Annotated in this window: 22 protein-coding genes; 8 read left to right on the forward strand and 14 right to left on the reverse strand. The window is 33.4% G+C overall.

Annotated features, from left to right (window positions below; translation table 11 throughout):
* From M0D21_RS22375 to M0D21_RS22385, 3 genes are all read right to left on the reverse strand, one after another.
* The coding region (locus tag M0D21_RS22375) for an alginate export family protein (protein ID WP_248333696.1) at positions 1 to 432 on the reverse strand (432 nt) is incomplete at its 3' end.
* 83 nt (positions 433 to 515) lie between these two features.
* A complete protein-coding gene (locus tag M0D21_RS22380; RefSeq protein ID WP_248333698.1) occupies positions 516 to 1382 on the reverse strand; it encodes a type IV pili methyl-accepting chemotaxis transducer N-terminal domain-containing protein in 867 nt (288 codons plus the stop codon).
* Between the two features lie 36 nt (positions 1383 to 1418).
* Positions 1419 to 1778, reverse strand: a complete 360-nt coding sequence (locus tag M0D21_RS22385) for a hypothetical protein (RefSeq protein ID WP_248333699.1) — start codon at positions 1776 to 1778, stop codon at positions 1419 to 1421.
* Positions 1779 to 2086: 308 nt separating this feature from the next.
* On the opposite strand from M0D21_RS22385, the gene M0D21_RS22390 reads away from it, so the two are divergent.
* Positions 2087 to 2746, forward strand: coding sequence for an alpha/beta hydrolase (locus M0D21_RS22390; RefSeq protein WP_248333701.1), 660 nt, complete (start codon positions 2087 to 2089; stop codon positions 2744 to 2746).
* 94 nt (positions 2747 to 2840) lie between these two features.
* Here the strand turns inward: M0D21_RS22390 and M0D21_RS22395 are convergent, their stop codons facing one another.
* Positions 2841 to 3626: a hypothetical protein gene (locus M0D21_RS22395; RefSeq protein ID WP_248333702.1), complete on the reverse strand. Its 786-nt coding sequence runs from the start codon at positions 3624 to 3626 to the stop codon at positions 2841 to 2843.
* 388 nt (positions 3627 to 4014) lie between these two features.
* Positions 4015 to 6408, reverse strand: a complete 2394-nt coding sequence (locus M0D21_RS22400) for a glycoside hydrolase family 31 protein (RefSeq protein ID WP_248333710.1) — start codon at positions 6406 to 6408, stop codon at positions 4015 to 4017.
* Positions 6409 to 6720: 312 nt separating this feature from the next.
* On the opposite strand from M0D21_RS22400, the gene M0D21_RS22405 reads away from it, so the two are divergent.
* Positions 6721 to 9594 (forward strand): esterase-like activity of phytase family protein, encoded by a 2874-nt coding sequence (locus tag M0D21_RS22405; RefSeq protein WP_248333712.1) that lies wholly within the window; start codon positions 6721 to 6723, stop codon positions 9592 to 9594.
* An 81-nt stretch (positions 9595 to 9675) separates the two neighbouring features.
* Here M0D21_RS22405 and M0D21_RS22410 read toward each other — a convergent pair whose 3' ends face one another.
* The 4 genes from M0D21_RS22410 to M0D21_RS22425 all read right to left on the reverse strand — a co-directional run bounded on the left by M0D21_RS22410 (position 9676) and on the right by M0D21_RS22425 (position 12436).
* The gene (locus M0D21_RS22410) at positions 9676 to 10470 is read right to left on the reverse strand and encodes a type 1 glutamine amidotransferase domain-containing protein (protein WP_248333716.1); all 795 of its coding nucleotides are present in this window, start codon (positions 10468 to 10470) and stop codon (positions 9676 to 9678) included.
* 68 nt (positions 10471 to 10538) lie between these two features.
* Positions 10539 to 11111, reverse strand: a complete 573-nt coding sequence (locus M0D21_RS22415; RefSeq protein ID WP_248333726.1) for a Crp/Fnr family transcriptional regulator — start codon at positions 11109 to 11111, stop codon at positions 10539 to 10541.
* A gap of 52 nt (positions 11112 to 11163) precedes the next feature.
* Positions 11164 to 11673 (reverse strand): hypothetical protein, encoded by a 510-nt coding sequence (locus M0D21_RS22420; RefSeq protein ID WP_248333728.1) that lies wholly within the window; start codon positions 11671 to 11673, stop codon positions 11164 to 11166.
* 1 nt (position 11674) lies between these two features.
* The gene (locus M0D21_RS22425) at positions 11675 to 12436 is read right to left on the reverse strand and encodes an MBL fold metallo-hydrolase (protein ID WP_248333737.1); all 762 of its coding nucleotides are present in this window, start codon (positions 12434 to 12436) and stop codon (positions 11675 to 11677) included.
* Between the two features lie 165 nt (positions 12437 to 12601).
* Between M0D21_RS22425 and M0D21_RS22430 the strand changes: the two genes are divergently transcribed.
* Complete coding sequence (locus tag M0D21_RS22430) at positions 12602 to 14053, forward strand: TonB-dependent receptor (RefSeq protein WP_248333746.1); 1452 nt, start codon at positions 12602 to 12604, stop codon at positions 14051 to 14053.
* A gap of 49 nt (positions 14054 to 14102) precedes the next feature.
* Here M0D21_RS22430 and bcp read toward each other — a convergent pair whose 3' ends face one another.
* Positions 14103 to 14552 carry a thioredoxin-dependent thiol peroxidase gene (gene bcp, locus M0D21_RS22435; RefSeq protein WP_248333762.1) on the reverse strand — a complete coding sequence of 150 codons (450 nt, stop codon included), beginning with the start codon at positions 14550 to 14552 and terminating at the stop codon, positions 14103 to 14105.
* 158 nt (positions 14553 to 14710) lie between these two features.
* Here bcp and M0D21_RS22440 point away from each other — a divergent pair, with 158 nt between their 5' ends.
* On the forward strand, positions 14711 to 15379 hold the full coding sequence (locus tag M0D21_RS22440; RefSeq protein WP_248333771.1) for an endonuclease III domain-containing protein: 669 nt from the start codon (positions 14711 to 14713) through the stop codon (positions 15377 to 15379).
* 235 nt (positions 15380 to 15614) lie between these two features.
* Here the strand turns inward: M0D21_RS22440 and M0D21_RS22445 are convergent, their stop codons facing one another.
* Positions 15615 to 16199 (reverse strand): RNA polymerase sigma factor, encoded by a 585-nt coding sequence (locus M0D21_RS22445; RefSeq protein WP_248333775.1) that lies wholly within the window; start codon positions 16197 to 16199, stop codon positions 15615 to 15617.
* Between the two features lie 239 nt (positions 16200 to 16438).
* Here M0D21_RS22445 and uvrA point away from each other — a divergent pair, with 239 nt between their 5' ends.
* The 4 genes from uvrA (at position 16439) to M0D21_RS22465 (ending at position 21152) form a co-directional block, all read left to right on the forward strand.
* On the forward strand, positions 16439 to 19222 hold the full coding sequence (gene uvrA, locus M0D21_RS22450) for an excinuclease ABC subunit UvrA (RefSeq protein ID WP_248333786.1): 2784 nt from the start codon (positions 16439 to 16441) through the stop codon (positions 19220 to 19222).
* A 14-nt stretch (positions 19223 to 19236) separates the two neighbouring features.
* Positions 19237 to 19662, forward strand: a complete 426-nt coding sequence (locus tag M0D21_RS22455; protein ID WP_248333803.1) for a GNAT family N-acetyltransferase — start codon at positions 19237 to 19239, stop codon at positions 19660 to 19662.
* 66 nt (positions 19663 to 19728) lie between these two features.
* Positions 19729 to 20373, forward strand: coding sequence for a peroxiredoxin-like family protein (locus tag M0D21_RS22460; protein ID WP_248333811.1), 645 nt, complete (start codon positions 19729 to 19731; stop codon positions 20371 to 20373).
* A gap of 116 nt (positions 20374 to 20489) precedes the next feature.
* Positions 20490 to 21152: a hypothetical protein gene (locus M0D21_RS22465; protein ID WP_248333821.1), complete on the forward strand. Its 663-nt coding sequence runs from the start codon at positions 20490 to 20492 to the stop codon at positions 21150 to 21152.
* A gap of 207 nt (positions 21153 to 21359) precedes the next feature.
* Here M0D21_RS22465 and M0D21_RS22470 read toward each other — a convergent pair whose 3' ends face one another.
* The 3 genes from M0D21_RS22470 to M0D21_RS22480 are packed head-to-tail and all read right to left on the reverse strand — an operon-like array spanning position 21360 to position 25877.
* A complete protein-coding gene (locus tag M0D21_RS22470) occupies positions 21360 to 24491 on the reverse strand; it encodes a CHAT domain-containing protein (protein WP_248333823.1) in 3132 nt (1043 codons plus the stop codon).
* A gap of 40 nt (positions 24492 to 24531) precedes the next feature.
* Positions 24532 to 25272, reverse strand: a complete 741-nt coding sequence (locus tag M0D21_RS22475; RefSeq protein WP_248333826.1) for a tetratricopeptide repeat protein — start codon at positions 25270 to 25272, stop codon at positions 24532 to 24534.
* Positions 25273 to 25274: 2 nt separating this feature from the next.
* Positions 25275 to 25877: an RNA polymerase sigma factor gene (locus M0D21_RS22480; protein ID WP_248333829.1), complete on the reverse strand. Its 603-nt coding sequence runs from the start codon at positions 25875 to 25877 to the stop codon at positions 25275 to 25277.
* Between the last annotated feature and the right edge of the window lie 116 nt (positions 25878 to 25993).

The following is a 25993-nucleotide window of genomic DNA, read 5'->3' on the forward strand; positions in this document are numbered from 1 at the left end:
CAATAAGGCAGCATCGTGAAATCTTCCTTGCATCGCCCAGTCTAGACCTCCAAATATTCTTTGGTCATCATAGGATAATGCTTGTCTTCCTAGCTTTGTAGACCAACCGCTACCAAACTTAAAATCAATCCAGGCCTGCGCCAAAGAGAAACTATCATTACCATCGGTTGCAGCAATTTGTGGAGTATCTCCCCAAATACTTACATCCTGAACACTTACAAGAGCAGAAAATTTCTCTTGCTTGTATCCGAAATTTAATCTTGAACGTTGTTGTACAAATGTTCCGGCATCGACACCATCAGGAATTAAGCTTCCAAAACCATTTAGATATTCAAATCGTGGCCTAATATCTGCATCGATACTTAATTCTTGCGCTATAGTATTTATAACCATAACAAAAGTAAATAGGGAAAAGAGTAATCTTGTTTTCATACTTTAAGTTTTAGATTAGATAAAAAAAATACGTATTATCCTATCCAGATAGATACGTATTTTTTATAGTTAACACTTAGAAATTATAACTTTACCTTTTCATATAATGTAGTTACATCATTAAAAGCTTTTGTAAGTTCATTGCTTAACCTATACATATCTGCAGGTTTGATTCCTTGACTAAACAATTTTTCCTTATTTGATTTTACCTGATCCCACTTAGACATCGCTACCCCCAATTTCTCATCAATTCTTGAGTTATTAAACTCCGAAATCAATAACATACTTATAGCTCCATCGAGTTCATTATAGATATTTTTGAGCATCTGCTCGGTATTCTTATCTTTTAGTGTAGAACTATTGGCATAATAATATAAGGCTAATCTTTGAGAAAGCATCCTTTGTCTTCCCGAAATATTGATGATCTTTTTCAATTCTCCATCTTCCTCTGCATAATCTTCGTTCTCTAACAACGCTTCACTATCTGTAGCTCCTTTAGATTCTAGAATTACAGCAGAAACTACACTATTCGAGGCTTTTAATAAATCTGTATTTGTTTCTATTATCTTTTTTGCATTGTCGTAATTTGGAGCACCATCTAGTAACTGTTTGTATTCTTTCCACAATCCTTCCACCTTGGCTATTCTATCCTTAGTAACCTTATATTTAGAATTTTGTAGTAAAATATTGTTTTGTTTTTCAAATATTAATTTACCAGTTAATAGGTCTCTTTTAGCTTTGGCATCACTTGGGTTTTCTACAGCGTAGAGATACGCTTTAGCAATTTTTTGACCCAACATTCTTTGTTTTCCAGATATGTTTACTGCTTTGTTAAACGTTAACATTCCAAACGTCTTATTACTCTGAGCTCGAAGTGCTTCTGGATTTGATATCATTAGAATTAAGAGTAATAGGCCTCCTAATTTCAGGGTAAAGTTCTTGTTTTTCATATATTTTGATTAAAAGTTAATTGGGGTAATTCTTGATTAATATTCTTCGAGTAACAACATTGTTACCTTTTGATCTTCAGAGAGTTGAATAACTAAGATTGACGATGCATTGTCAAATTCGGTCAAATATCGTTTACTGCCATTGTCGTCTAACAGAAAAGACGCCGAACCCATACTACCTTTGGTCGATTGATTCTCGCTAATGAAAGATTTTACTTTATCTATTGTGAATGAAGATTGTAGATTTGGAGAAAATGTGGCAAAGAGTTTATCTGCGTCGTTTGCATTGTATGCCTCTGTAATTACCTGAATGGTATTTTCATAGTCCTTTTCTGTTTGGCAAAAAATAGATTGCACAGAAAATAGCATAATAATTAAGTAGGTAGTTTTGTTCATAAGAAATAGGGTTTAGTTACTGTACATGGAAAACAATTTTTATTCATCTTTGGGCGAAATGAAGTGAAAAATTATCTTAACATTTTCTTAAATATAAAATTATTTACGGTATACACGTAATATTTTTATGGCTATTTAACATATTTTTAACATTTGTGCTACGTAATAACTGTTTTATTTACAAGTATTTATTAATTTTTTACGGAAATCCTCATAAAAAATTAACTTTTTATTAACTTTTGAAAGATTAGATATTACCTTCAATAAAGTTTATAAAAAAACTACTTTTGGTCTCCAAAAAAGAGCTCATGCAAACAAAACCATTATCCCTACACCATATCATAAAAGCGCCTCAAAAGAATACTGAAAAAACTCCTGTTCTTTTTATGTTTCACGGTTACGGAAGTGACGAAAATGATTTATTTTCATTTGCCTCAGAACTTCCAGAAGAATTATGTATTATTTCGGTAAGAGCACCTCATACATTGCAACCTTATGGTAATGCCTGGTATGCCATCTATTTTGATGCTCCTCAGGGAAAATTCAGCGATAATGAGCAAGCGATAGAATCAAGAGATAAAATTGCAAGTTTCATTGATGAAGCTATAGATGCTTATGATCTTGATGCAGACAACGTTACTTTACTAGGATTTAGTCAAGGTACTATACTTAGCTATGCCGTTGCCCTCTCTTATCCTTCTAAGGTTAATAACGTAATTGCCTTAAGCGGTTATATTAATGAAGATATCTTGAAGGATGGCTACCAAAATGAAGATTTTTCTACCGTAAACTTTTACTGTTCTCACGGGAGTGTTGATCAGGTTATTCCTGTTGAGTGGGCACGTATGGCTCCAGTAAAACTCTCACAATTGGGTATACAAACCACGCTTAACGAGTTTCCTGTAGGACATGGTGTAGCTCCACAAAATTTCTACCAGTTTAAAGAATGGTTAATACAAAAACTTTAAGAAATAATAGTTTATACAAACAAAGACCTCTTCCACAAAAGCTGTAGAAGAGGTCTTTTCATAAGAGTGAGTGGTGATGAATTGAATTGTGTATCTAATTTCTAGCTGGTTTATATTCTCTAAGTGCTGGCATGACTTTTTCATCAAAAAAAGTGTAAATAGATCTCATTACATCCATTTTTGTTTTACGAATAATAACAATGCCTAAGTTTTTTAAATCTATGGGAACAATACTAAGTAGTCCTTTATCATAGCTAGTTTCTGCTATTTTTGAATTAAAAAACTGAATATAAGGATTGTCACTACCATTAATGCTTAACTTATTCTTTATTTCTGCAATTTCAGTGATATTAAAAGGTACAGAAATAACATCGCTACTTTCTTCATTCAGATTAAATCTGTTGATAATTCTTGTTTTTACCGCTTCAATAGACTTAGAAAACGGTAACAGAGGACTAGGATAAGAATACTTCCAATATTTACAGGTAGCAGAGTATACTATAGGATTCATAGTGATTCCTACCATATATACGTTTCTGAATAAGTTTTGTAGTTTGGCCATAATCATAGTCTTCATGATTAGTCCTTTTGGAAAATAAGAACGTTCTCTCTCCTCCTCTATGATTCCAAAACCTAGACGTATATAAACATCTTTGGTATTTTCTGGATTCCGGCAGGTCATAAAATACGCCAAACCAATATCTTTATCGCCATTTTTCATGATATAAGCATCCATTTTCGTGTATTTAGAAAACAATTTTCTAAAGTCGGAAAGAGGAACCTGATCACTTATAGATGTTTTAAACAACTCATAAAATCTATTTTCAAACGGAGAATTCTCCTTAATTTCTACAATGCGATGATGCTCTAACTTTGTCATTTTGCAGATTTTATTTTGGGGTTAACTACTGAAATTCTAAAGAACTTTTTCCTTTCGGATATGGTACAAAATTAGAGGAATTAATCGTTCAAAATGCAATTTAAGACTGTTAATTAAAATGTTAACATCTCGTTAATATTTACAATCTAAATAGCTACAAAACAACAAATTAAAACAAATCAAATAGCAAAAAATATGGTTTCCACGTATTAATTTTGTTGAGGAAACACTGGATTTTACAGGTTGAAAGTTAGAAGATTACGAATATGCTAAAAATTAACTCTTCTTATTAAATTTTTGTTAATAAGGCTTTAACAGTTTCAATGAAAAAACAGGATTTTTTCACATCCAAAAATGCGAATTAACCAATATAAAAAATGAGACAGCGTTATAAAGTCACTTCAATAGATGCATTTATATTAGCACTCCATTTGAAAGATAGTTTTACTAATTTTTTTTCATCATCCCACTCAAATTTGGCAGGAACATTATCTACCATTATAGTCGATGGAGATTTTTCAAAATTGTGTAGAATAAGAACCATTTCTCTTTTATCAGAAGCATATGATGCTCCTTTCTCTGAAGAAAGCGTAATTATTACATTATCGACTCCTAATTTACTTTCGAACTTTAAAAGTTCATATTTAGCATTTTCAAAAGCACGAGGAGATTTGCCATTATCATCATACAATCTACCAGAACTATTTGTTACAGCAGCATCATAATAATAATGGAGATCTACATTTTTGGTGGTATACTCTTCTGTGGTTTGAATGGTGTTAATCATAGGAATAAAACTTCCTCCTCGAACAAAAACCGGAATATGATCTTCTACAATAGGTACATCCAATGTAGCACCTCCTTCGTATTTAGTATCAGAAAAGAAATCGTACCAGTTTCCTTTTGGAAAAGGAATACTTTTAGAAGTAATACCAGGTTTTACCACTGGAGAAACCAAGAAATTATCACCCCATAAATATGTGTGACTTATTTCATAATAATTTTTGTTCTCTTTATCTTCAAAAAATAGAGGACGCATGAGTGGCATTCCCGTTTGGCTATTTTCAAAAGCTAAGGTATAATTATACGGTAATAGTTGATAGCGAAGTTCTACACTACTTTTTGCCAGTGCTTTGGTCTTATCATCATGAAAAACCGGTTCGGGAGCAATGTGTTCCTGGGCATGAGGTCTGAATATAGGTTGAAAAACCCCATATTGTAACCAACGTACATAAAGTTCTGGATTAAATGTTTCTCCTCCTGCAAATCCTCCCAAATCTGAGTGCATATAGCTAAGCCCTTGCATTCCCATAGATAAAGCTATCTCTGTTTGAGGTTGTAAACCTCCCCAGTTTCGGCTTACATCACCAGACCAAGGTATCATTCCAAAACGTTGAGAGCCTGAATATCCTGCTCTCATCAAAATAAAAGGTCGTTGATCAGGAAAATCTTTTTGATAGCCTTCTTGAATCATTCTTGCCCAATCGTGCCCATAAATATTATGTACTTCATCTGCACTACCTACTGCATGTAGTAGATCTGAAGGATGAACCTCTGGCTCACCAAGGTCACCCCACCACCCGGCTACTCCAAATTCTTGGGTGTATTCTTTATAAATATTCCAAAACCATTCTTTTCCTTTGGGATCATAAATATCTACAATTCCTGTATTTCCGAAGTAAAAATCATAGGTATAAGGGTTGCCAACAGAATCTTTTCCTAATACACTTTCCCTAACTGCCTCATCCCATTTTTTTGAAGTTGTTAATATAAACGGTTCGGTTATCAATACTGTTTTTACCCCTTCATCTTTAAAATCATTGATCATTTTCTTGGGATTAGGGAACGAATCTGTCAAAAATTCAAGATTTCCCATATGCCCTTTGATCTCTTTACCAAACCAATAAATATCAAGAATAACAGCATCTAGAGGAATACTGTCTTTTTTGAATTTTTCTACGGTTTCACGAGTTTCCTGTTCAGAGTGATATCCAAATCGACTTGCAAAATTACCAAATGCCCATCTTGGCGGTAGTGGTTGTTTTCCCGTTAGATCGGTATATTGATCCATTAAATCTTTCCAATCGTCTCCAGCAACTACCTGATATGTTTTTCTTCCCCCAATGGTTTCATAACTCAATGAATTGTCTTTTTTACTATCAATATCCAGAAAACCGATAGGAGCATTATCAAAATGAACAGCATATACTTTAGAAGATAAAACCAGTGGCATAGTAAAATTCATTAGCTCTGAATGCGTTTCATAACCATAATGAGCACGATTATAGAGCTGTAATCTTTTACCTCTTCTATTCATACCAACAACACGAGATCCTCCACCATAAATAACTTCATCTTTATCTAGATTGAAATTTAGAATTTCACTAGAATCTGTTTTTATATATCCTTTATTTTCCGAAATTAACTTCTTTCCTTGATATTCATAAGATATTGCAAAAGGTTCTTTGGTGATATGCACCGCTATACCCTTGGTAGCGTATATGATTTTCTCGTTGGTCTCCTCAACTTTTGCCTCTACATTAGGTTCAAGAATCACAGCATGAGATTTTTCCTTAATAGTCTCTCCTATAGGAACAAATGAGGTTTCAATAATTTTGTCAGAATATGGAGTGATAATATATTTCCCGTCATTTTTAAATACCTCTATATACTTCCCTTTATCTTCAAAACCTTGAAATGGTCCTTCATATTGTTTTTTACAGGAGTTCAAGGAAATTAATATAGAGCTCACCCAAAAAAATAACAGAAATCTATTCTTCATACCGTGTTTTTATTATCTAATCATAAATTATCAAATCAAATATAAACGAATACCTGAAGAATCATTAATCAGTCATTGTTTAGCATTCAGAATTATTGAAAATTCAACGATTTTCAAGCTATTCAAAAAAAATCGCAAAAGATCACTACAACGTTTGCGTAACATATATATAACTATAAAAAGGACATATTACATAATGGTAAAGCTCCTAACTTTTTCCTAATCATTTATTTATACAGAACAAACAATTCCATAATAAGATGAGAGTACTTTTGAGTAGAAATTAACCAAATAATCTTAAACGTATCACACATGAAAGGCTTTTACCCAATTATCTCAAGGGCCAAGGTGGTAGTATTATCTAGTGCATTAAGCATTGGGTCAATCGCTACCAGTATGGCTCAGGATCAGACCTCTAATCTTACTTCTCAAAAAGATCAAAAGACAGCATTCGATATTCCTACCGATAATTATTACGGTAAGAAAGTATATCTAAAAGGAACTGGTAAGTCCTTTTTCAACTTTGGAGATATTTTAGTTGGCAGGGCGGTACTACCTGCTGCTAGTTTCTCTGATGGGCCCACCTCAGGACAGTACATCGGTTCAGGATTAATCAATCAACAACCAGTTCCTTTTTTAAATAAGCAACCTATTCAAGGATTCTCTTCTGTTTTAAACAACTACGACGGTACCTTTATGGCATTGTCTGACAACGGTTTCGGGAGTATTGAAAACTCAGCCGACTACAATCTCCGTATTTACAACATCAAACCAGAGTTTAGAGCATTTGTAGGTCGCGGTGACGGTATCATCGAGATTGTAGACTACATAGAACTAAGGGACCCCAATAACTTGATTCCTTTTGCAATCACCAACGAGTTTAGTGAAACCAGAGTATTAACCGGTGCAGACTTTGATATTGAATCTATACAAAAGACAGCGAATGGTGATATTTGGATTGGTGATGAATTTGGCCCTTTCCTCTTACATTTTGATAAAAATGGAGTTTTATTAGATGCACCTATACCTCTACCCGACTTTGAAAATCCTGGTAAAGAACTAAGAGCTCCGCAAAATCCGTTTAGCGAAGAATTTAGTGCTCTACGAATAATGAATGCTATGAGGTCTCATGCTCAAAGTTATGGTAGTAAAGCTCCAGTGATGTCTCCATGGTTTGTCATGTTAGACGATCAAAATCCGAACACCTTGGTAGGTAGTAGAGAAAATCCATCGGCTTCACTTAAAAAAGCCTCTAGCGAATTGTTCAATGTTTCTTCTCTTAACAGAGCAGGACACGACGTAGTGGTTTACACTGTAAATGATCTCGAAAACATGGATCTCTTACTAGATCTTGGTGTACAAGGTATTATCTCTGATCGACCTGATCTATTACTTGACGCAGTTCAAAATTTTGATAAGAATAAAGACGGGCAACCTGATTTTATGACTGATGAAGGTCTTATTGATGTTACCTTATTTGATGCTCAAGGACATAGAGGTGCACGAAATTTAAGACCCGAAAACACAATACCATCTATGGAAGCTGCTCTTGACTATTTGATGCCTACTCTCGAAACAGATTGTGGAATTACCTTAGATAACATTCCTGTCTTGGATCATGATCCTCATATTGAAGCTGCAAAAACACGTAAGGCAGATGGTACTCCTTACGAATTTGAAGATGAAGTATTGGTAAAAAATCTTACTTTCAATGAAATTCAAAACACGTTCATAGCAGATAAAATTTTGCCTGGTCGACCAGCACAATCTAATGACCTTACATTATCACCAGTATCGGTAGCATTTGCAGATCAAAACGGGTTCATAAATCCATATGTGATGCCATCACTACAACAGCTATTCGATTTTGTTGAATTTTATATCGCATATTATAAAAACGGACCTGGAGCATCAGATCCCGAAGCAGAGAAACGATGGAAGAATGCTTCACAGGTTCGTTTTAATATTGAAACCAAAATTAACCCAAGAACAGATACTGATGATCGTGGAGATGTTTTTGCAGAAAGAACCGTAGATCCCAAAACCTTTACCAAAGCTATAGCAGATATTATCATTGCAAACAACCTAACAGACCGTGCAGATATACAAAGTTTTGATTTTAGAACACTACTGGTTTCACACAAGTTATATCCAGAAATACGTACGGTATGTTTATTTGGTGACTTTCCAAAAGTGGGGAATGCTGGAGACGGGACCAACTTACAAGATCAAAATGGTGAAAATACCCCATGGTTAGCCGGAATGTACTGGCCTTATCGAAATACACAACTAGAAACTCCATTTAGAGTTAAAGGTAGTGGTGGTTTTGAAGGAATGGCTTTATCTACAGATGCACAAAAACTATTTCCTTTACTCGAAAAAACATTGGTAGGATCTGAAAACAATAATTTACTCATCCATGAATTTGATATTAGTAGTAATTCATACACGGGTAAAAAGTTTCAATATCCTCTTAATGAAAGAGCTACCGCTATTGGGGACTTTATTATGTTTAGCGCTAATCGAGGTTTGATTATTGAACGTGATGGATCACAAGGAGACTTGAACGGATTTAAAGCGGTATACGAAGTTGATATGAATCCAGATAACGAAATTGTTCAAAAGCAATTAAATGTCGATCTTCTTAAAATAAATGACTTAAGACGATTATCACTTCCTGGGTTACCTGGAGATGTAGGTATTGGACGAGATTTTGCTTTTCCATTTGTTACCATCGAAAGTGTTGTGGTGCTCAATCCATTCTTAATCGGGATCATAAATGACAATAACTATCCTTTTAGTGTAGGGCGACATATAGGTACAGGATTACCTGATGATAATGAGTTTATTTTATTATGGCTAGATCAGCCTTTGGGAAGACCTTGGCAACGAAACAATGAAAAGAATGAAACGGTAAAAAATACGATCAAAATTTATCCGAATACATTTAGAGATCATGTAACTTTTCACAATACCTCAAAAGAAAATAGTGAAGTAACGATCAAAGTCTATGATTATACCGGCAATTTGGTAAAGGTAGTTGCAGATCATCAAAAAACAGGCAGCAACCAGCTATATTCATGGAACGGAAAATCTGAAAACGGAGCCGAGCTTTCCAGAGGAATATATGTTGCCATTTTAGAAATTGATGGCGCTCTGTTTAAAAGAAAATTATTGAAAAGGTAATTTAACCAATATAGCATTCAAACCAAACCAAAAAAGCTGCCATATACTGGCAGCTTTTTCTTATTTTAATTGTTATTATGACTATTGAAGTTGTTTAACAAGTAATTCTGATACAAGTTCTGCAGATGCAGGATTTTGACCAGTGATTAATAAACCATCTTCTAGGGCATACGGACTCCAATCTGCTCCTTTTGAGTATATACCCCCGTTCTCTTTCAACATATCTTCTACCAGAAACGGTACAACCTCTGTAAGCTCAACCGCAGCTTCCTCGGTATTTGTAAAACCTGTCACCTTTTTATCTTTTACCAAAGGTTCTCCGTTTTTACCTTTTACATTTTTTAAAACCGCAGGAGCATGACAAACTGCAGCAACTGGTTTGTTAGCATTATAAAAATCTTCAATTAACTTTTGAGACACTTTACTTTCTGCAAGATCCCAAAGAGGACCATGTCCACCAGGATAAAATACAGCATCGAAATCATTATGGTGTACATTTTCTAAAACCAAAGTATTTGCTAATTGTAACTGAGCCTCTTTATCATCATTAAAACGTTTTGTAGATGGTGTTTGGAAATCTGGCAACTCACTTTTCGGATCTATTGGAGGCTGTCCTCCTTTAGGAGAAGCGATAGTAATTTGAAAACCTTTATCTTTTAAGAAATAATAAGGTGTTGCAAACTCTTCTACCCAAAAACCTGTTTTTACTCCAGTCTCCCCCAAATCTGCGTGGCTCGTTAATACAAAAAGTACCTTTTTACCTTCTTCTTTGGTTTCTACAACCTGTTGTGGTTCTGTAGTAGTTTTGGTCTCCTTGTTCTTGGCGCAAGAAAAACCAGACATTATCAATACTATAGCTATTAATTTTTTCATCATTATAATTTTATATTATTTGGCAAATTTATAGCCGATATATGACAAAAAAATTGATGTATGGTAATTTATTAATGATTTACCAATTCTTTTCGTATTCTACTCAAGCTTTCTGTGGTAATCCCTAAATATGAAGCAATGTGATAGTTTTTAATTTTAGCTTCGATATCTGGATAAGTAGTAATAAAATCAAGGTACCTTGCTTTGGCAGGATTGGCCAGATTGGATAAAATTCTATTTTGAAAACTTGAAAAAGCTTTCTCCAGTTTTTTTCTAAAATACGTTTCTACTTTGGGTATCTCTTTGTAGATCAACTCAAGATCTTTCCGAAAAACTTTATATAGTATTGCTTCTTCCAGACATTCAATAGTGAGAATTGCATTTTCTTGATCAAAAAACGCCGTGTAATCGCTAATCCACCAATCTTTTACCGCAAATTGTAATGTATGTTCTTTACCAGAATAATCTATAAAAAAAGTACGTAAACAGCCATCATGAACATAGTATTGATGAGTCGTTTGATCACCAGCTTTTAAAATCACATCCCCTTTCTTGAAAGAAACCGTTTTAAATTTAGACTCAATGAATCGAATTTCGGAAGGAGTAAAATCCTCTCCTTTAATCATTTGATCAACTATAGACATTTGTACTTCCTGTTACATCTCAGCTAGAAAGCTTGTTTCTTATATAAAATTATTAGTTACGGGGATATAAAAAAGACTTTTCAACTTCAAAGTCTACTACTCCATCTTCTCTTACATCATATAAGATAAATAGTTGCCCCCAATACACACCATCGGTAAAATCTGCAATGATCCATTTATGATTCAGTAATCTTACCTTATTGATCGCCATATTACCTTCCATACCCACAAAAGGCACGATAGGGTTATCTTCTCCCGCTTTATTTTGACCTATAATCTGATCTATAATCGTTAACTCTAACTTTTTAGCATTATAACCCTGCTCTTCAAAATAGGCTATGGCTTCTTCATCACTATCTAAAGAAAAATAGGTAAGATCCATATTTATATTGATTAATGAATCTATAGCTTCGTTTTTAGACGTCTCCAACTCTTGCAACCGTTGTTGCAAATTTTCAATCCTCCCGTCATAAGACTCTTTTGCCTTTTTAGCATTAATAAATTGAAAAAGTACAAACAAAGCAGTAAAAATGAACAAATACATGAATATTTTATTCCTCATATCAAATCGTAATTTTTAAATTATCATAAGCAAGAAACACATTGTCAGGAAGTTCTTTTTCAACCTCTGCATGAAATCCCAACATATGACTAATGTGCGTAAGATAGGCCTTTTCGGGTTGAATTTCATGAATAAATGCCAATGCTTCTTCCAAATTAAAATGCGAATGGTGCGGCTCTATTCGTAACGCATTTACCACCAACACTTTTACGCCATTTAATTTTAATTTTTCCTCTTCAGAAATCGTTTTCAAATCGGTGAGATAGACAAAATCTTTAAACCTGAAGCCATACACCTGAAGACGATTGTGCATTGTATCTATAGGCACTACTTCTAAGTTCTGCAGAACAAAAGGTTTATTCAAAATTTCATTTTCAATTACACTGGGAGCACCGGGATATTTGTTCTCTGAAGCAAAAATGTAGTCGAATCGCTTTCTTAAGTTCGCCAGTACTCTTTGATGCGCATAGATAGGAATGTCGCCTTGTCTAAAAAAGAATGGCCTTATATCATCCATCCCCATAGTATGATCGGCATGTTCATGTGTAAAAAGAATACCATCTATTCGTCGTACATTGTTAGTTAGCATCTGCTGCCTAAAATCTGGGCCACAATCTATAACATACGTATAGTCATCCCAGCAAACCAGAACAGAAACACGAAGGCGTTTATCTTTTGGGTCTTTACTAAGACAAACTGGATGATCACTACCAATAATCGGAATACCTTGTGAGGTGCCTGTGCCAAGAAAAGTTATTTCCATAGTTATCTTTCTATAACAAATGTAATTATATTTTTTTGGCAAAAATTGTATAGATATCTTAATTCTTATTTGGAGTAATTATAAAATATAGAAATCTTCGAGAAGGCTTTTTTAATATTGAAGGTATTATTACCTTTACAATAAACAAAAAAAGCCCTTTTTACTATGCCTATCACAATAATGGGAGACAAAGAATTCGAATCTGTCCCTTCAATAAAGAGCAAAGCTTTACGTATAAATCTCAATCAAAATATCTATGGTACTTTTGCTGAGATTGGTGCGGGTCAAGAAACCGTAAGGAACTTTTTTAGAGCAGGAGGCGCGTCAGGTACAATTGCAAAAGCAATGAGTGCCTATGATAAAGACTTTAGTGATGCGATCTACGGTATCGAAGATGACAAACGCTATGTTACCGAAGCCAGGTTAAAGAAAATGTTGAAACATGAAGTAAGACTTATAGAAGACAGAATCTCGAGAGAAAAACATCCAAATAAGTTATTTTTTAGTTACGCTAACACTGTTGCAACAATAGATTTTGCCAAAAAATACAAAGGTCATGGTTGGGTAGGTATTCGTTATCAAACAAAACCTGATGAGGATTATAATGAGATTATCTTACATATTCGTTTTCATGAAAATGATGCACGACTACAGCAAATCACTTTAGGAATCTTAGGTGTTAATCTTATTTATGGTGCCTACTATAAATATGATAATCCGAAAAAACTATTACGCTATTTATATGATCATTTAGATAAGGATCAAATAGAGATCGATACTATCAATTTCTCTGGTCCTCGATTCACCAAGGTTGATAACCGTTTAATGAGTTTACAACTTGTTAAAAATGGTATGACCGAAGCGGTAATGTTTGACCCTGATGGTAATAACGTATTACCAGCTGCTATTTTATATAAAAAGAACATTCTTGCACTGCGTGGTAGTTTTAGACCGGTTACTAAGGTAAATATGGACATTTACAAGAAATCCTTAAATATGTTTTTGAGTGAAAACAAGGTAAATAAGGATAAAACAGTGGTCATATTTGAAATAACACTATCAAATCTTAGAGCAGAAGGAGAGATTGATGAAGAAGATTTCATGTCTAGAGCAAGACTGCTTTGTTCGTTAGGACAAACTGTAATGATCTCTAATTTTAAAGAATATTATAAAGTTGTAGAATACTTCTCTAACTATACCAAAGAGCGCATGGCTCTTTCTATGGGAGTCAACAACTTAATTGAGATTTTTGATCAAAAATACTATCGCCATTTAAGTGGAGGTATTCTTGAGGCCTTTGGTAAATTATTCTTTAAAGATTTAAAAGTATACCTATACCCTCTTCATAACAAAGAAACAGGTAAAGTAACCAATAGCGATAATCTGAAGGTGCACCCAAGAATGAAAGAATTATACAAATTCTTCAAGTATAATGGAAAACTTCAGGATATTACCGATTATGATCCAACCATTATGGATATTTTCTCAAGAGAAGTGCTACAAAAGATACAAGATGGAGAGCCAGGATGGGAAGATGATCTTCCTGAGTTAATTCCTGAAATGATTAAAGCAAATAACTTCTTTGGTTATAAAGGTATAGAAGAAACTATAGAGTAATACTCTAGAAACGATAAAAGAAAAGCACCATTTTCATGGTGCTTTTTTATTATAATATTTGTGCTGCGTGTTCTTTGGTTTTTACCTTGAGAATTACTTCTGAAATAACTCCCTCTTCATCGATTACAAAAGTAGTTCGATGAATACCATCATATTCTTTACCCATAAATTTCTTAGGTCCCCATACTCCAAAAGCCTCGATGACCTGCTTATCTTCATCTGCTAGCAACGGATAAGGTAATTCATATTTGTTTTTAAAATTTTGCTGACGTTTTTGGCTATCGGCACTTACGCCTAGAATTTCATAACCTTGCGCCTGAAAAGTTTGATAATTATCTCTTAGATTACAGGCCTCTGCTGTACAACCAGGAGTACTAGCTTTTGGGTAGAAAAAAACTACCAATTTTTTACCTTTGAAATCCTCCATAGAAATTGTATTTCCATCTTGATCTAGCGCCGAAAAATTTGGGGCCTTATCCCCCGCTTTAAGTGTTGTCATAATTGATGCTATCGTATGATTTATGATTTGTTTAAACTTTCTGAGTAAAAATATAACAAAAAAGAGTCTTTTCTATGTTTTTATAAAAACTTTAATGAAAAAGAAGAATACAAAAAGGTTTAGATTTTAATATTTTAGCTGCAAAATACACAAACACAATGACAAAACAGGAAAAGGTAGATTTTACCATAAAAACGCTTCAGGAACTATACCCAAAAATACCTATTCCATTAGATCACAAAGATCCTTATACACTTCTTATTGCCGTACTCATGAGTGCACAAAGTACAGATGTAAGAGTAAACCAGATAACACCTTTATTATTTGACAGAGCCGATAATCCTTATGCTATGATTCGACTATCTGTTGAAGAAATAAGAGATATCATAAGACCTGTAGGGTTAAGTCCGATGAAATCTAAAGGTATATACGAACTTTCACATATATTAATTGAGAAACACAATGGAGAAGTACCACAGAGCTTTGAAGCCCTAGAGGAATTACCTGCAGTCGGGCACAAAACTGCTAGTGTAGTAATGTCACAAGCTTTTGGCGTTCCTGCCTTTCCTGTAGATACACATATACATCGATTAATGTATCGCTGGGGTTTTAGTAATGGTAAAAATGTGACACAAACTGAAAAAGACGCTAAACGTCTATTCCCAAAAGAATTATGGAATGATTTACACCTTCAAATTATTTGGTACGGAAGAGAGTATTCTCCGGCCAGAGGTTGGGATCTGGATAAAGATATTATTACCAAAACCATTGGTAGAAAGACCGTAATCGCAGAATACCATAAAAATAAAAGGCCTATTAAAAAATAGGCCTTGATAAGTTTAATTTAAAATCGTTTCAAATTTTAAGTTGTCATATTCGACAACCTTCAACGATTTTGAGTAGCTAAGAAGAAAATCTATTGTTCTTCTGCTTGGTACTAAATGTTTTTCTTCTTTTTGTGATGAAGACTTAAAGTAAAATTTCGCCATATTATATAATCTTAAATTAGGGTTATTTAAAATTATAACGGGGCTAACTTTACTTTATTATATAAAAGAGTTATTAATTTGTTAAAACTATGTTATTTTTCTCGATTACTTTTCTTAGGTTGATCAGAGCATATCGCATTCTTCCCAGTGCGGTATTAATACTAACACCCGTTTTATCAGAAATTTCTTTGAAGCTCATATCTCTATACATACGCATCACCAAAACTTCTTTTTGATCTTCAGGAAGTTCTTGAATAAGGTTACGTAAATCTTCTTCTACTTGATTTTTGATCAATTTTCGCTCAGCATTCAAATCTCCATCGCTAATAACAGAGAAAATACTAAATTCTCCATTATCTTCGAATTTTGGCATTCTATTACCTTTTCTAAAATGATCAATTACCAAATTATGTGCTATACGCATAACCCAAGGAAGAAACTTTCCTTCTTCATTGTATTTTCCATTTTTTAAAGTACGTATTACTTTGATAAATGTATCCTGAAAAATATCTTCTGAAACATCTTTATCAAATACTTTTGAATAAATAAAACTGTAAATACGTTGCTTATGACGTTCGATGAGAATTGATAGCGCGCTTTCTTCTCCTTTGATGTAGTTGTTTACCAGAACTGCGTCTGTTAGGGTGTAATCCTTCATACCGTTTACTTAATTTTAGTACCAACAAGCTTGGGGCTCGGGCTATGTTAAACTTAAAAAGTAAAGGTATACAATAGGCTTTCTGGTTTAAATTGAGTTTGTTCTATTCGGCTAATATAATAACAATCGGCGAGAATCAAAGAATTTTCTGTTAATTTTTTTAACTAAACATTCATTATCAATGTGTTATTCTACTTGTTTTCTATTCATTATCTTTGCGCTCTTACCGCATATTTACTATGATTCAAGACATCACGACACTAAATCCGAAAGAGCATATTATCATAAAAGGAGCTAAATTACACAACCTAAAAGATTTAGATGCCGTCATACCCAGAAATAAGTTAGTTGTGATTACCGGACTATCGGGTTCGGGTAAATCAAGTCTTGCTTTTGATACACTTTATGCAGAAGGACAAAGGCGATATGTAGAAAGTTTATCTTCTTATGCTAGACAATTTTTAGGACGTCTTAACAAACCAAAAGTAGAATATATTAAAGGTATAGCTCCGGCTATTGCTATTGAACAAAAAGTAAATTCTACCAATCCAAGATCTACTGTAGGAACCACCACAGAAATTTATGATTATTTAAAATTGCTTTTTGCAAGAATTGGTAAGACTTACTCTCCTGTTTCGGGAAATCAGGTAAAAAAAGACAATGTTACTGATGTTATAGAATATGTAAAAGGTTTTGAAGAAGGAGAAAAACTGTTGTTACTCTCTCCTATTACCGTTGAAGAAGGTCGAACCCTGGAAGGAAAATTAAATGTACTACAACAACAGGGCTATGCGCGTATTAAAATAAATGATCAAGCGGTAACAAGAATCGGTGAAGCTGATGTAAAGGAGGAAGACACTATTTACTTAGTGGTAGATAGAATTGTGAAGAGAGATGAAGAAGATTTTTATAACCGTTTGGCCGATGCTGTAGATTCTGCATTCTTTGAAGGAAAAGGAGTTTGCATCATCGAACGTCTATCTGATGAAAACAAAAGAGAGTTTAGCAACAAATTTGAGCTAGACGGTATGAACTTTCTCGAACCCAATGTTCATTTATTTAGTTTCAATAATCCATATGGAGCATGCCCACAATGCGAAGGATATGGGGATATTATTGGCATTGATGAAGATTTGGTAATCCCTAATACCGCACTTAGTGTTTATGAAGGTGCTGTTTTTCCGTGGAAAGGAGATAGTATGAGTTGGTACAAAGATCAACTGGTTAATAGTGCATATAAATTCGATTTCCCAATTCATAAACCATATTTTGAGTTGTCTGATGAACAAAGAGATCTTTTATGGAACGGGAACGAATTTTTTGAAGGTATCAATGACTTTTTCCAGGAGCTGGAATCTAAGGCATACAAAATTCAAAATCGAGTAATGCTATCCCGTTATCGTGGTAAAACCAAATGCCCGAGTTGTAAAGGGAAACGTTTGCGTCCAGAAGCAAATTATGTAAAAATCGCCGGAGCTACTCTAACAGATTTGGTAGAAAAACCATTAAATGAGTTGGCTATATTTTTCAAAGATTTAAAATTAAATGAGTATGACGCAAAAATTGCAAAAAGATTACTCAAAGAAATTAATAGCCGTCTATCTTTTTTGCAAAATGTTGGATTAGAATACCTGACACTAAATCGTAAATCAAACTCTTTATCTGGAGGAGAGTCACAACGAATAAACCTAGCTACGTCATTGGGTAGTAGTTTAGTGGGTTCTATGTATATATTGGATGAACCAAGTATAGGTCTTCATCCAAAAGATACCGAAAAACTGATTAAGGTACTAGAATCCCTACGAGATTTAGGTAATACTGTTATCGTTGTTGAACATGATGAAGATATTATGAAAGCCGCTGATGCAATCATCGATATCGGTCCTGAGGCAGGTACTTATGGAGGAAGTGTAGTCGCTAACGGAACTTTTGATGATATTTTAAATGCAGATTCTCTCACCGCAAAATATCTCAATGGCAGCTTAGAAATTGAAGTTCCCAAAGCAAGAAAAAACACTAAATATTATATAGAGGTCATTGGTGCCCGTGAGAACAATCTCAATAATATAGATGTAAAAATACCTTTAGGAGTATTTACCGCCATAACCGGTGTATCTGGAAGTGGAAAAAGTACGTTGGTCAAAAAAATCATATACCCTGCAATATTAAAAGAACTAGGAGGTTATGGGGAAAAAGCAGGTCAGTTTACGGAAATTAAAGGAAACTATAGCAATATTAAACATGTAGAGTTTGTAGATCAAAACCCAATTGGTAGATCGTCTCGTTCAAATCCTGTTACCTATATCAAAGCCTATGATGATATTAGAGCGCTATTTGCGGATCAAAAAGTATCAAAAATAAGAAACTATAAATCGAAACACTTTTCCTTTAATGTAGATGGGGGTAGATGTGAAACATGCAAAGGTGAAGGTGTTGTTACCATAGAAATGCAATTTATGGCCGATGTACATCTTGAATGTGAGACTTGCGGAGGTAAGAGGTTTAAAAAAGAAATCTTAGAGGTTACGTTTCATGGTAAAAATATACATGACATTTTATCTATGACTATCGATAATGCCATAGATTTCTTTGCAGAACATAACCAAACCAAAATTAGAAAAAAGCTACAACCCCTGCAGGATGTAGGCCTAGGATATGTACAATTAGGACAAAGTTCTTCTACCCTTTCTGGTGGTGAAGCACAAAGGATTAAACTTGCATCGTTCTTAGTAAAAGGAAATACAAAAGACAAAGCGCTATTTATTTTTGATGAGCCTACCACTGGGCTTCATTTTCATGATATCCAAAAATTACTAAAATCGTTTAATGAATTAATAGATAAAGGGCACTCAATATTAGTAATTGAACATAATTTGGACTTGGTAAAATGTGCAGACCACATTATAGACCTTGGACCCGAAGGAGGGAAAAATGGCGGAAACATTGTTGCTCAGGGAACCCCCGAAGAGATTGCTAATAGTAAAGAATCATTTACTGGAGTATATCTAAAGGATAAACTATAACCTCTCTCCTATTCATGAAAATAGAATCTTGCACACGAGAACAAGCAAAACACATCGTTAATGCGCTTAATGATTACAACCTTAATATAGTTCCACCAGTAGTATCTGAAAATTGGACACCTTTAGAATTTATAATGAAAAATGAACAAAATGAAATTCTGGGAGGAATATTATCGGGCATTGGATATTGGGGAGTATTAGAAATAAAGATTTTGTGGGTACAAGAATCTTACAGAAAAAGAGGTATTGGCTCTCTATTATTAAGAACCATAGAAAAAGAAGCCAAAGAAAAAGGCGCAACGCTATCTACAGTAGATACTTTTGATTTTCAAGCAGAACAGTTTTATTTTAAAAATGGGTATAAAGAATTCGGGCGATTAAACAATTTCCCTGAAGGTCATCAAAGAATTTACTTTTCAAAAGATTTAAGAGAAATATAGTACTTTTCTATGTAATGTCGATGGGTTCTTTTCGGCTAATAGCTCCTAATTTAAAAATTAAAACTCATGTCACTTACAGCACAACTTCAGGAGCGCGCAGCACAATCTGCACAAAAATATCCTGAAACCACACATGCTATTATGAATAATGGTATTCAAGTATTAAAAGATAACAAACTAGTTAGCAAAGCTTTAAAAACCGGTGATAAAATACCAGAAATTATCCTACCCAATGCGACGAATAAAAACGTATCTATTAACCAATTACTATCTAATAAAAAGGTAGTGTTATCGTTCTATCGAGGTGGGTGGTGTCCTTATTGTAATTTAGAATTAAAAGCTCTTCAGCAAGCGTTGCCTGAGTTTGAAAAACAGGATGCTGTTCTTGTAGCAATTAGTCCAGAAACACCAGACAATTCTCTTTCTACTTCAGAAAAAAATGAGCTTAGTTTCGAAGTACTATCTGATGCCAATAATCAAATCGCAGAAAAATTCAATTTAATGTTTACGTTACCCGAAGACCTTGTAGAAGTATACCAGGGATTTGGTATTGATCTTGAAAAAAGTAATGGTAGTTCAAACTGGCAACTTCCGATCTCTGCAACGTATGTAATTGATCAAAATGGAACTATCATCTATGATTTTATTAAAGAAGATTACAAGGAAAGAGCAGACCCAGAAGAAATTATTAAGTTTCTGAAAAACAGATAATTAAACATCAGTATCTATAACTTAAATGTTTTTGGCACGCGATTTGAATATTTAGTAAGCAAATAGCGGAAGCCGAAATGCTAATGAGTAGGCATAAACCCAAAAACATTTAAGTTATGAAAAAAATGGTACTTTTTATTGCTGCACTAATGTTCGTTGGAACAACTGCAGAGGCAGCCGATCACAAAAACTCGGATCACCATGGGAATAGGGTTGCAAAACGCTATCATCGCGCACAACCTATCGTCTTTATTGAAGCAGGTGTTAAATTTTTTATCTATCCAGAGGGAGAAATCGATTTTAAAATTTTAAGAACCCGATCTAGACAAAATGTTTGGAACAATACCAATGGTTTTAATACTCCTGGAGGTTACTACGGATATAGAAACAACACTCCACATCAACGTACAGTAAGATACGATTACTACGGAAGGTTAAAAAGAGTAGGTTCAAACTATATTACCTACAATAGATATAATCAAGTACGAAGAGTAGGTACTGTCACCATGCGATATAATCGAAGAGGTCTAGTAAACCAGGTTGGTGGATTACATATCTTTTATAATAAATACAATAAAATAAGGTATGTAGAAGGAGATGTTCATTTTTCAGGATGTGGATATTGCGGTATAAACGGTTGTACTATGCCTCATGATCCATATTACGATCAAAGAATACAACCTAGACATTTTGATAAGAGAGATCACAATCACTATTATAAAAACAGAAAGAGATTTAAAACATATCGTCATGATGACGATGATGATGATGACGATTAAAACATAGATTAGTTGTTGGTTAGTTGTTAAAAATCCCATTACCATAAACTTCAGGTAGTGGGATTTTTTATGGATAAAATTTTGTTAATGAATCTATCAAACACTCCTATTACCTATATTTAGAGCACATTACATACATTACCAAAAATAAAGATAATCCCAGATGATCACTTTATTATTCGTTATACTAATTTCTGGAAGTAAGAATTAACTTTTGTTCTTTCTGTAATATCTATAAGCTAAAACAAGAAAAGCTGTTAAAATACAACCAAGAATAATCCAAAAAAAGTGAGACTCTAAGGGTTTATCTATTTCGATTGGGTCTGAATTTCCTAACAAATAAAAATTACCCCAATAAAAAGGAGCTACTTGTTCAAAATTGGCAGTTTTTAAAAAATCTACTTTTGCCTGTCTAAGCGCTTTAGCCTTATTCATATTATTAGCTAGGTTTTTATAAAAATTTTCAATAAGCACTGGAGCACTTTTGTCAGACACATCCCAACTACTCAACAACACGCTTTTGGTTCCTGCATATTGAAAAGCATTACCCAAACTCATGATCCCTTCTCCTTTAGCAATGGTTCCTGACCCTGTATTACAAGCACTTAATACTGCCAAGTCTGCTGGAATATCCATAGCAAAAAGCTCATGGTTATATAACAAGTTGTCTTCTACAGTATCCTTGTTTTTTGTAAAGTATAATTTTGAATTTTGAGGATGTTCATGATCAACTTCCCCATGCAAGGCTAAATGAAGTATACTAAACCTATCTGCATTTTGTTTAAAATTCGATTCAACAGCTTCTAATCCATAGAAATACTGACCATTAATAATATTAGAAATAGCTCTAATTTCTTTTCGTGTACCAGGTAGATCATCTGTAGAATTTCTAAGTTTTTCCATGCTTACAGAGCTGGTATTGGTAAGTCCGGTAGTATCAGAAAATGAAAAAGCAAGACATGCTTTACGAATTTTTGTTGACTTAGCCGTTGGAAAATCATTAAACAACAAACTTGTAGAATTTGCATAAGAAACTGCATAATCAAATAATAAATATGGCAAATCTCTAGCTTTGGCAGTGTTACTTTCTGTTAGTAAAAGGTCAAAGTTAAGATGCCAGAGAGGTCCATCAGGAATAATTATAAGCTGGTCTCCTACCAAGTTCTCGCGTATTGGAGCTATAAGTTCATTATATAAACCAAAGGATGACTCCTTATACGTTCTTAAGTTCTTATTTATTATCGAATGATTAAGTTCACTTATTCTTTTACTTAGATCTGGAATAGTAAGTTCTTGAACAGCAACATCATTTTTGGAGATAACGAATAAATATAAGTTACTATTTGCAACAAAAAACTCCAGAACAGTTGTTTCTTCATCCAATTTTTTTTGAACATTGGCAAGAGAGATAACCTCATTTTTATATTTAAGATCATAATATTTAGGGTAGTTCGTTTCAAATATTTTCGTCAACGAATCTTGTTTCCTATTGATATCAAACAGTAGGTTTTCATATTTGGCTATTGCCACTGTATCTGTATTTTTATCAGAATATTCATTGGTAATTCTTGAGGTGTAAAAAGAATGGTTTAACCTAAGTTCTTTTTCTAAACCTATTAATTTTTCTGGTAATTGCTTAAAACTTTTGTAGTTATCATCTATTAGTATTTGTTTTAAAGTTCTAGCTTTACTTTTTTCGGCATAATGTATAGCGCTTTCTAGGGCTTTTAATTCTCCTGTTTTTCTATATTGAATTAAATACGATCCTATAGAACTCCCATAAATCTCTTGTACTTGCTTTGTGAAAGCTAATTTATCTTGATAATTATTAATCCCCTTACTTATAGAATTAATTAAACTATCAATTCTATTATATGTTGAAATACTACGTTCAAGGCTATCTAAGTTACTATTCTCTACAGATACTTTTTGCAAACACTTAGCTTTCCCTTTAAGCGTTGTTAAAAGGACATAAGGATCTACAAATGACTCTTCCCTTTTATTTTTATCCTCTGGATTAAAACTATTGGAAAAATTTGCTTTTTCTGCTTTAAAAAAGTAAACCAAAGCAGTATCTATTTTTTCTTGATCCACATACAACTCACCAATATCATTTAAAATTGTTGCAACCTTTGGATGATTCTCTCCCAATGTGTTTGTATAGATATTAAGAGCTTTTTGGTAATACTTTAATGAGAATATCATTTCTCCTTTCTTTCTATATGCATGCCCAATATTCTGATAAGATGTTATTGTAGATCCATGATTTTCTCCAAAATATTTTTTTTCTATAGCGAGCCCCGATTTTAGATAGTCGATTGCGTCTGAATATCGGTTTAATTTTGTGAATATATTGCCTTTAAAATGCAGAACTTCGGCTGTTAAAGGATGATTTTCTCCAAACTTATTCGCATATATTTTCTGAGCTTGATCCATATTTTCCAAAGCTTTAGTGTATTCTTCTTTCTCCGCCAATAAATTTCCATTTATGATATAACTTACAGCTAGCTTTGGATGTCCATCATACAGTTTTTTTCTGATCTGGAGTGACTTATCAGAATACTCAACAGCTTTATTAAGGTTTCCGATTCTCTCATAAAGTCCTGCAATAGTATTATAAACACCACTTAGATATAAGCTATCTTTTTTCTTATTATTATTAATAACTTCTAAGGCTTTATGACAATATTCTAAACCTAAATTATAGTCACCTAATTGACGTGTCATTATTGCAAGATTATTATAGGACGCCACATTATTGTTATGATATTTTCCTCTAGTAGCAATATTAATTTCCAAGGCTTTTTTAAAATACTCTATCGTCTTGTTTATATCATCTGTTCTATAATAACATATAGCAATACTATGATAACTTTTTGCAAAATCAGGGTGCTGTCTTTTATACAATTTTTGTCTTATTTTGAGAGCTAATTCAAAGCTTTCAAGTGCCTTTTTATAAAATGCCCTTTTTTCATAACACTTACCCATATTATCGTAGGCATTTGCCTCTTCCTTATTATTTTTGGGAAGATATTTCTTGATAATTTCAAGAGCTAACTTCGAATTAATATTTGATTCTACATAATCAGAATTCTTCCAATAATTTTCAGAAATCTTATTATAACAACTGGCTACTTTTTCCCAGACCATAGCCTTTTCATATAAAGGTAATGTCTGTTTAAAAAGCTTGATAGACTCTTCGTGTTTCCTATCTAACAAAAGCGAATCGGCCTTTTTATAATAACGAGAGACTACAAGTGTATCATTTGATGTTTGTGCCGAAATTATATTAGATACAAGAAATATAAGTAATAGGAAAAAATAAGAGTTTTTAATCATGTTTACGAGTTTGATGTTGTACTTTAAAAAGAATAATAGGCTATTCTTTAAGTTTTATGGTTTGATCTTTGGTTCCAGGTAACACCAACAACTTTTGTGCATTTTTTAAATCTCCTATCTCTAAATAAATTAAACCTTGATACCACAATGCTACTTTTGCCTTTTTTCTTGATGGTAATTCTGAAACGAATTCTAAAACTTCTAGGCTTTGAGAAACATCCCCTTTTTTATATAAGGATAATCCTTTTAGTAATAAAGCATCTTCATAATATAGACTTTCGGGGTTAAATGATTGTGAGATCGTTATCGTTTTTTCATAGTTTTCTGCTTGATAACTATCAAAAGCTTGTAAAATTATAATTTGTAAAGAATCTTTATTGGCAGCACGCATCATTCGATAATCTAAACCAATTTCTTTATTCCAAGCCTCCTGCAAGGCTATAGTCATGTCTGGTGTATTTAGTTTATCATTTTGCCAAACGAAGAATATAACAGCTATAGCTGCTGCCGTACCTCCTATCCATTTCCATATGGGCACTACTTTAGTTTGACTTCCTTTTTGATCGTCAAGTATTTTTTTCCACTCGTTAATTTCTGGATTTTCTAGAACAGAAGGATGTCTTTTTTCTACTAGTTCCAAGCTCTCTTCATATATATATAGTTTTCGAGCAAATTCAGGATCACTTTCAATTCTTTCCTCAAAAGCAATTAATTCTTCATCAGATAAAGAGAGTTCAAAATACGCTTCTATAAGTTTCAAGTCTTTATTTTCTTTGCTCATATCTAACTTATCTTTTGGGATTTAAGTTCTTCAAGTATTAGGTATACCATACGAACTAAGCGTTTTTTGCAATTGTATTTGGCCTGAACCAAGGCCTGATAATTGGTAAATCCCAATTGTAACTGTAATTCTTTTAATGATGTATCGTTTTCCAATTCATTCTCCATAAGAGTTTGACATTTGGGAGACAATGCCTTCAATGCTTGAGATAAAGCCTTATATTGCAACAACTCATCTCTTTCATTAGCTTCTCTATCTTCATTTGTACGCCATTCAATTTCTTCTTTTAAACTGCTATTACGAATACTAGAGTTATCAAAAGAAACCGTAGAAACAACTTTCTTTCTTCTTTGCATTAACCAAGCATTTTTGCACATCATATAGATATATCCTACACTATTATGAGGTAAATCTTCTTGATTAATAACAAACCTTTCCCAAAATTTTTGGAGAGCTATAATAAAAACTTCTTGTGTATCATCTTCGGATCTGGTTACAGATAAAAGTTTAGGTTTTAGTTTTTGAAAAGTACGTTTAAAAAAATCATTGAACGGTAACTGATTCCCTTCTTGGGCACACTCAATGATATGTTGCAATTTATCCATAAATGAGGAGATAAAAATACAAAAAAGATAATTGTCTTTTCTACCATAACAAGGGAAATGTTAAAATATTATATAACCGTAAAACTAGTTTAGAAATACATTTAATTTTTGAATAA

Source organism: Aquimarina acroporae (assembly GCF_023195925.1).
Taxonomy (GTDB): Bacteria; Bacteroidota; Bacteroidia; order Flavobacteriales; family Flavobacteriaceae; genus Aquimarina; species Aquimarina acroporae.

Coding starts and splice junctions, on each gene's coding strand:
- M0D21_RS22380 (WP_248333698.1), bottom strand. CDS start 1,382: ATGAAAAACAAGAACTTTACCCTGAAATTAGGAGGCCTATTACTCTTA.
- M0D21_RS22465 (WP_248333821.1), top strand. CDS start 20,490: ATGAAAAAAATGGTACTTTTTATTGCTGCACTAATGTTCGTTGGAACA.
- M0D21_RS22410 (WP_248333716.1), bottom strand. CDS start 10,470: ATGATGAAAAAATTAATAGCTATAGTATTGATAATGTCTGGTTTTTCT.
- M0D21_RS22445 (WP_248333775.1), bottom strand. CDS start 16,199: ATGAAGGATTACACCCTAACAGACGCAGTTCTGGTAAACAACTACATC.
- M0D21_RS22405 (WP_248333712.1), top strand. CDS start 6,721: ATGAAAGGCTTTTACCCAATTATCTCAAGGGCCAAGGTGGTAGTATTA.
- M0D21_RS22425 (WP_248333737.1), bottom strand. CDS start 12,436: ATGGAAATAACTTTTCTTGGCACAGGCACCTCACAAGGTATTCCGATT.
- M0D21_RS22440 (WP_248333771.1), top strand. CDS start 14,711: ATGACAAAACAGGAAAAGGTAGATTTTACCATAAAAACGCTTCAGGAA.
- M0D21_RS22480 (WP_248333829.1), bottom strand. CDS start 25,877: ATGGATAAATTGCAACATATCATTGAGTGTGCCCAAGAAGGGAATCAG.
- bcp (WP_248333762.1), bottom strand. CDS start 14,552: ATGACAACACTTAAAGCGGGGGATAAGGCCCCAAATTTTTCGGCGCTA.
- M0D21_RS22385 (WP_248333699.1), bottom strand. CDS start 1,778: ATGAACAAAACTACCTACTTAATTATTATGCTATTTTCTGTGCAATCT.
- M0D21_RS22455 (WP_248333803.1), top strand. CDS start 19,237: ATGAAAATAGAATCTTGCACACGAGAACAAGCAAAACACATCGTTAAT.
- M0D21_RS22475 (WP_248333826.1), bottom strand. CDS start 25,272: ATGAGCAAAGAAAATAAAGACTTGAAACTTATAGAAGCGTATTTTGAA.
- M0D21_RS22420 (WP_248333728.1), bottom strand. CDS start 11,673: ATGAGGAATAAAATATTCATGTATTTGTTCATTTTTACTGCTTTGTTT.
- M0D21_RS22415 (WP_248333726.1), bottom strand. CDS start 11,111: ATGTCTATAGTTGATCAAATGATTAAAGGAGAGGATTTTACTCCTTCC.
- uvrA (WP_248333786.1), top strand. CDS start 16,439: ATGATTCAAGACATCACGACACTAAATCCGAAAGAGCATATTATCATA.
- M0D21_RS22470 (WP_248333823.1), bottom strand. CDS start 24,491: ATGATTAAAAACTCTTATTTTTTCCTATTACTTATATTTCTTGTATCT.
- M0D21_RS22430 (WP_248333746.1), top strand. CDS start 12,602: ATGCCTATCACAATAATGGGAGACAAAGAATTCGAATCTGTCCCTTCA.
- M0D21_RS22390 (WP_248333701.1), top strand. CDS start 2,087: ATGCAAACAAAACCATTATCCCTACACCATATCATAAAAGCGCCTCAA.
- M0D21_RS22395 (WP_248333702.1), bottom strand. CDS start 3,626: ATGACAAAGTTAGAGCATCATCGCATTGTAGAAATTAAGGAGAATTCT.
- M0D21_RS22400 (WP_248333710.1), bottom strand. CDS start 6,408: ATGAAGAATAGATTTCTGTTATTTTTTTGGGTGAGCTCTATATTAATT.
- M0D21_RS22460 (WP_248333811.1), top strand. CDS start 19,729: ATGTCACTTACAGCACAACTTCAGGAGCGCGCAGCACAATCTGCACAA.